Below are 6446 nucleotides of genomic sequence, written 5' to 3'. Positions count from 1 at the left end.
CGACCCTACCTGGCCGGCACGCTGCCGTCCGCGCGGCCCGAACACGCCGCCGACCGACTCGCCGCACTCGGCCTGCCGATTCTGTTGCTGCACGGGCGCCAGGACATGACTTTTCCCGCCGCACTGGCCGAACAAGCCGCGTCAGCCATTCCGCTTGCCCGCGCCGTCGTCATCGACCAGGCCAGCCACGTGGCGCACATCGACCAGCCCGACCAATGGCTTGCCGCGGTCGGCACATTTCTGGATGGAAGGACCGGTCAGTGAATCAGGGCCCGCAGTCGGAGTCGGTGAGCATCGAGCTCGTCGACGGCTTTCACGCCGCTGCCTCGGGGCGCGGCCTTTCGAGCCGGCTCTACGCGGAGGCGTTCGGCGAGGAGTATCCCGTCGAGGTCGATCCCTCCAGCAGCTGTACGTGGTCGGTGCTCGGCGAGATGGTCAAGCGCTTGCGGCTGCGCCCGGACGACCTGTTGGTCGACCTCGGCTGCGGACGGGGTGGGACCGGTTTGTGGCTGGCGCGGGCCTTCTCGGCGCGGCTGGTCGGCGTTGACGTCTCGCCGAAGGCCGTTGAGCTGGCGGACGAGCGCATATCAGAGTTCTTCTCTAGTACTTCGGATCTCGATGTGCGCGATCGGATTCGCTTCCAGGTCGGGACCTTTGCCGAGACCGGCCTGCCCGACCAGTGCGCGGCCGGTGTGGTGAGCATGGACGCGTTGCCCTTCGCCTCGGACCGGGACGCGGCGCTCCGCGAGTTGCGGCGGATCCTGCGGCCGGGCGCGCGTGCCGTGTTCACCGGCGGGCGTAACTTGCCCGGCCATCCGATGTACGTGCCCGGACGCCGGTCGTGGGAGGAGTACATCGCCGCCGCAGGGCTCGAACTTGAGGCGAAGGTGGACCGGCCGGAGGAACGCGGCCTGTGGGACCGCCTCAACGACCTGTGGGAGGCGCACGAGGACGAGCTGCGACGCGAGTACGGCGACGTGGACACCGACGCGAAGCTGACCGAGGCGCGCAATCATCGGCCGGGGCGGCCGTACCGGATCACCTCTATATTCACGGTCCGGGCGTAGGCAGCTGTCGGTGTGGGGCACGGTGAGCTCCGACTCTCTGCCGTGGCGCCGCTGGGGGTTGTGGGCTGAGAATCGACCGAGCAAGAGCGAGGGGAGTGAGTGGTCGGTGAGTGCACAGCGCGCGGTGGGCGCGGTCGCCGTGGTGACGGGCTCGGCGCAGGGAATCGGGCGCCGGGTGGCCGAGGCGCTGGCGGAGCGCGGATACGCGACGGTGCTGGCCGACCTGCGTGAGCCGGCCGAGACCCTTGCCGCAGTGCGCGAGCACGGCGCGGCGGCGTTCGCGCTGACCGGGGACGTCGCCTCCGAGCAGTATGCGGCCGAGCTGACGAAGCGCGTGCTCGCCGAGTACGGCCGGGTCGATGTGCTGGTCAACAACGCCGGAATCTCGCTGCTTTGCCCCGCCGAGGAGACGACGGCCGAGCAGTGGCGGCGCGTGCTGGAGGTGAACCTGACCGGCCCGTTCCTGCTCTCGCGGGCGCTGGGCGCGGCGATGCTCGCGGCCGGCAGCGGCTCCATCGTCAACATCGCGTCGATCGCGGGCCTGCACGGCATCGCGGACCGCGCCGCCTACAACGCCAGTAAGCACGGGCTGATCGGTCTGACCCGCACGCTCGCCGCCGAGTGGGGCGGGCGCGGCGTGCGGGTCAACGCCGTGTGCCCCGGCTGGGTCAAGACCGAGATGGACGAGGCGGACCAGGCCTCCGGCGGATACACCGACGCGGACATCACCTCGCGCGTGCCGATGGGCCGCTTCGCCGCCCCGGGCGACATCGCGGCCGCGGTGGCTTTCCTCGCCGATCCGGCGATGAGCGGGTTCGTCAACGGCGTCGCGCTCCCGGTGGACGGTGGCTGGACGGCGGACGCGAGTTGGAACAGCCTGCGCTTGCGGAAGCGCTGACCAGGGACGCATCGCGCGGCATGCGGTGGACAAAGCGGGCACGCAGCGGGCCCGCCGTTCGGGTGAGCAAACCACTAGACTGCACACGTGATCGAAGCGGAGCCGCCGTTCGGCGCCGAATCCGAGGTGATCGCCAGTTCCGCCGGGGGAGCAGCGGACGGGGATGAGTGGCACACGGTCGCGCGGGGCAGACTCGCGCTCGCCAGCCGTATACGGCTCCTGTGCCTCGTCGCGGTGCCCGCGGTGATCGCCGGCTTCACCGGCGGCTCGGTGCGGCTCGGGTTCGCCGCGGCGGCGGCCGGACTGCTGGTGCTGGCCTGGTTCCCGCTCGGGCGCTCGGCGCGCACCTGGCGCTTCCGTGAGCGCGGCGAGGACCTGCTGATCGACCACGGGCTGCTGGTGCGCAAGCAGGTCGTGGTGCCGTACGGCCGGATGCAGTTCGTCGATATCGTCGCCGGTCCCGTCGAGCGGGTGCTTGGTATCTGCACCCTGCGACTGCACACCGCCTCCGCCGCTTCCGACGCGCGCATACCAGGGCTCGAACCACGGCTCGCGGAGCAGCTGCGCGACCGGCTCGCCGCACTCGGCGAGGCCCGGATGGCCGGGCTGTGACTCAGGCCGCGGGCGTGGACTGGAGCGTGCCGCGCCGGACCCATCCCTGGTCGATCCTGGTCAACGCCGTGCACGAGGCGCGCCGGGTCGTCTCAGGACTCGTCGTCGCGGTGGTCAGCGGCCGGGCGTTGGGCGGCGGTCAGCTGGTGGAGGTGCTCATCCCGGCCGCGGCGGGGCTGCTCGGCGTGCTCGCCTGGCTGCGCACCAGCTTCCGGGTCGCGCCGGAGGAGTTCCGGCTGGACTCGGGCGTGGTCTTCCGGCAGAGCCGCACCGCGCGCTTCGACCGGATTCAAGCCGTCGACGTGGACCAGCCGGTGCTGGCGCGGCTGTTCGGCCTGGCCGAGCTGCATCTGCAACTCGGCGGCGGAAGGCACGGACACTTCCGACTGGCCTGCGTACGGCAGGAGGAAGCCGCGCGGCTGCGGGCTTTCCTGCTGAGCCGGGTCGAGCAGATCACGGCGGTCGAGAGCGCGGCTGGCCATAGTCAGCAGACTGATGTCGTGGTGGGCGGTGAGGCGCGGCAACCGTCGGGTGACACATCGCCGAGCCTTGCGATATCCGGCGCGGGAGCCGGAACCGTGACTGCTCCGGCGTACAGCGCAGGAGTGCCGTATCGGCTCCAAATTGACGAGGCCCCTCTCGCCGTGGTTCCGCACGGCCGCTTCATCGCCTCCTGGGCCTTGTCACCGGCGGTCTGGTTCGCCGCCCTGGCCGCGGCGGCCAGCATCACCGTCGTGGCGCTCGGTTCCGCCCAGGTGCTCAGCGGGACGCTCCCCTCGACGATCGCAGCGGTCGGATTGGCTTGGGAGCGGTTGCAGCGCTACTACGGCTTCACGCTTTCGCTTTCCGGCGACGGCATTCGGCTGCGGCACGGGCTGCTCAACCGCTACGCGCAGACGGTGCCGGTCAGCCGTCTTCAGGCTGTTGAGATAAGCCTGCCACTGTTCTGGCGGGCGGCGGGCTGGGCGCGCGTGCGCATGAACGTCGCCGGTTACGCGCACGGCGGAGGGCGTGGCGAGTCGGGTCGTCGCACGACCGCGTTGCTGTTGCCGGTGGCGCCGATCGACGAGGCGTTCGCGGTCGTCGGTCACCTGCTCGGCGCGCCACTGAGTGAGATCCCGCTGCGTCCCGCGCCAAGCCGCGCACGGTGGCGCGCCCTCATCTGGTGGCGCGCCTACGCGTACGGGTTCGACGAAACCGTCGTCATCACGCGGCGGGGCCTGCTGCACCGACGGTACGCCGTGATACCGCACGCCAAGGTGCAGTCACTGCATTTGGTACAGGGCCCCTGGCAGCGCTCGCTTTCGCTGGCCACGGTGGCGCTTCACACCGCGCGTGGCCCAGTCAGGATCCTGCTGAAGCATCACGACATCGCCGAAGCCCAGGAGTTCCTGACGCAGCAGAGCCGCCGCAGCGCCACTGCGCGCCGTAGCGTCAGAGAGCTGGCGTCAGAGAACCCGTGACCAGACCGGGCGTGCGCCAGCCGGATCCCCGCAGAAGTCGTAGCGCGCACCGGTGTGAGTGAGCGCGACCAGGCTCAGGCTGGAGGTGCCCCACGACTTCTCCTCGATGTTCCGGCGCAGCACGAGCGCGCGCGTGTCGTCGAGACCCAGTCCCGCGCCGCTCACGATGGGCAGCCATTCACCCCACGCCGCCTCGACCGACCCTTCACGGGGCTCGGGGCGCTGAGCCTTCTCCAGCAGCGGCCTGAAGTGGTCGATGCGCGTCTGCATCTGTGCGCCGCCGGGCCCGTCGGGGTCGTCGGCGCCCTCAAGGCCGCTGTTGACGATGATGTGCAGCCCCGCACGCAGGGGCCGCTCGTCCAGCGTTCGCCCGTTCCAGCTCCACATGCGCACCGAATCTGGAGTCGCCCACACCAGATGGAACGGCTCATACCGGATGAGGTCCAGATCCCCGGGCTCGCCGTCGGCCGCGAGGCGCAGCGGCAGCCCGCCCCGGGTCAACCGCCGGGCCTCGGCGGGAGCCTCGCCGTGCGCGTTGAGCACGCAAGCCACCCGAGGCACCCGCGGATGTACGGCCAACCAGGTGCCGAACGCTTGTAAGTCTTGGCCGCCGACCAACGCGGGGTGATCGGGCCAATGCCGACCAGGCGCGCGCCACGGCCGGTCGAGAAACTCGTCACGCACCCCGACGAGCAGCACGGGCACGGGCGAACCCGGATCGACGCTGACCACGGTGGTGCACATCTCGCCGCCGCTTCTCTGGAGGGAACGGGCATGGACGGAAGAACGACGTTACCGGTTCGCGCTGACTCGTCGTATCGCTCGCGTCCTGAGACAGTGGAATCGACGGTGAGCGTCCTGAGACAGCGGTATAGGTGGTGAGTGCATATGGCGGCCCAACCGAATCCGAGTTCTCACGCGGGTGTCACACGCCGTGGCGCGTGGCCTCGTCCACGCAGGTCGCGCAGGGTCTCGACCTCCATACTCATAGCGCTGACCGGCCCGGGAATATGCCTCGGCACCGCGGCCTGTTCACACGGCTCCGCCAAGCCGACGCCCACGGCCTCGTCCGCGGTCAGCACTCCGGCGGTGAGCCCGCTGACCGGCACCGGCACGGCGGGCCGGGTCCTCGCGGTCAAGATCGACAACGTGGGCTTCGCCCAGCGCGAGCAGACCGGCCTGAACTCCGCCGACCTGGTCTACGTCATCCAGGTCGAGGGCGGGCTGAGCCGCTACCTCGCGATCTTCGACAGCGCGCACGCCCCTGCCCGCGTCGGGCCCGTGCGCAGCGCCCGGCAGACCGACATCCCGCTACTGGCCGCGTACGGCAAGGTCGGCCTGGCCTACTCCGGAGCCATCTCGGGGCTGCTGCCCGACCTGGCCGCGGCGAACCTGCTGAACATCACCCCGGCCAGCGCGTCGAGGCTGTTCAGCAACGGCGGAAGCGATCCCACCTACATCAAGCCGGCCGACGTCTTCGCCGCCTACCCGGACCTGGCCGAGGCGAAGGACGTGGGCCTGCGCTTCGGCGCCGCGCCGAGCGCGGGACAACCCGCGGCGTCGGTGTCCGCCAGGATGCCCTCGGCCTCGTTTACCTTCACCGCTTCCGGGGCCCAGTGGCTCGTCTCGGTCGACGGGCATGCCGCGACGACCACCGACCAGGGCCGCATGAGCGCTGATAACGTCATCATCCAGCACGTCCACGTCGTGCCCGGCAAATACACCGACCACAACGCGGGGCATCCCGACAACGAGGTCTTCTCCGAGACCACCGGGCAGGGACTGGCCGACTTCTACCGGGACGGCAAGGTCTGGCACGGCCAGTGGTCCAAGGCCAGCGACACCTCGCCGACCGACTACACGGTCAACGGCGCGCCGATGCCGCTGGCTCCCGGCCGCACCTGGATCGTCTTGGAAGGCTAGGGCCGCTCCCGAAACCTTTCGGACTGACCGCGCCGTAAACCGCGGTCAGGCTGAAACTTGCACCGCCCTCGTTCTGCGCCCTGTTTTCGGCCGTCTCACTTACCAGCGGAAATGCAAATCGTGCAATCGTTTTCCGGTTCCGGCATTTCGCAAGGCGTCCGAAAGTTGTTGCCAAGCCCTCGGCGCCGTGCCAATACTTCCGCCCATCAGGCCTCACCCACCGTCGATCAGGGTCGGCCTTCACGAGGAGGAAGCACACACGTGAACGATGCCCCCGCCCCACCGACGGGCCGCAGACGCGGCCGCTCAAGGCTGTTCGTCGGCGGCTCCGTGGCCACGGCGCTCGCGGCCGTGTTCGCCCTTGTCATGACGGTCCTTCCGGGCACCGCCAGCGCCGCCACGCAGATCTGCTCAAGCCAGACCGGCAACAACGGCGGCATGTACTACCAGATGTGGACCAACGGCCAGGGGTCGGCCTGCATC

General features: G+C 70.2%; 7 protein-coding genes and 1 pseudogene. 7 read left to right on the top strand and 1 reads right to left on the bottom strand.

Annotated elements, in window-relative coordinates:
- From VFB40_RS02920 to VFB40_RS02900, 5 genes are all read left to right on the top strand, one after another.
- Positions 1-264 (top strand): alpha/beta fold hydrolase (locus tag VFB40_RS02920; RefSeq protein WP_324847689.1); only part of this gene is annotated, 264 nt, incomplete at its 5' end.
- On the top strand, positions 261-1067 hold the full coding sequence (locus VFB40_RS02915; RefSeq protein ID WP_324847688.1) for a class I SAM-dependent methyltransferase: 807 nt from the start codon (positions 261-263) through the stop codon (positions 1065-1067). The genes VFB40_RS02920 and VFB40_RS02915, both read left to right, overlap by 4 nt.
- 106 nt (positions 1068-1173) lie before the next feature.
- Entirely contained in the window at positions 1174-1965 is a 792-nt protein-coding gene (locus tag VFB40_RS02910; RefSeq protein ID WP_324847687.1) for an SDR family NAD(P)-dependent oxidoreductase, read from the top strand.
- Between the two features lie 87 nt (positions 1966-2052).
- Positions 2053-2577 (top strand): PH domain-containing protein, encoded by a 525-nt coding sequence (locus VFB40_RS02905; protein WP_324847686.1) that lies wholly within the window; start codon positions 2053-2055, stop codon positions 2575-2577.
- Positions 2574-4040 (top strand): PH domain-containing protein, encoded by a 1467-nt coding sequence (locus VFB40_RS02900; protein ID WP_324847685.1) that lies wholly within the window; start codon positions 2574-2576, stop codon positions 4038-4040. Before VFB40_RS02905 ends, VFB40_RS02900 begins: the two co-directional genes overlap by 4 nt.
- On the opposite strand, the gene VFB40_RS02895 is transcribed toward VFB40_RS02900, so the two are convergent.
- Positions 4026-4772, bottom strand: coding sequence for an NRDE family protein (locus VFB40_RS02895; protein WP_324847684.1), 747 nt, complete (start codon positions 4770-4772; stop codon positions 4026-4028). The genes VFB40_RS02900 and VFB40_RS02895 overlap by 15 nt on opposite strands.
- Before the next feature lie 357 nt (positions 4773-5129).
- Between VFB40_RS02895 and VFB40_RS02890 the strand changes: the two genes are divergently transcribed.
- Positions 5130-5963, top strand: a complete 834-nt coding sequence (locus VFB40_RS02890; protein ID WP_324847683.1) for a DUF3048 domain-containing protein — start codon at positions 5130-5132, stop codon at positions 5961-5963.
- 261 nt (positions 5964-6224) lie between these two features.
- Positions 6225-6446, top strand: a pseudogene (locus VFB40_RS02885) (glycoside hydrolase family 11 protein); the annotation flags it as partial.

Origin of the sequence: Actinocrinis sp., from assembly GCF_035650855.1 — a bacterium.
Lineage (GTDB): Bacteria > Actinomycetota > Actinomycetes > Streptomycetales > Catenulisporaceae > Actinocrinis.
Note: the sequence above shows the minus strand (reverse complement) of the source record. Positions and strands in the feature narration are given on the sequence as shown.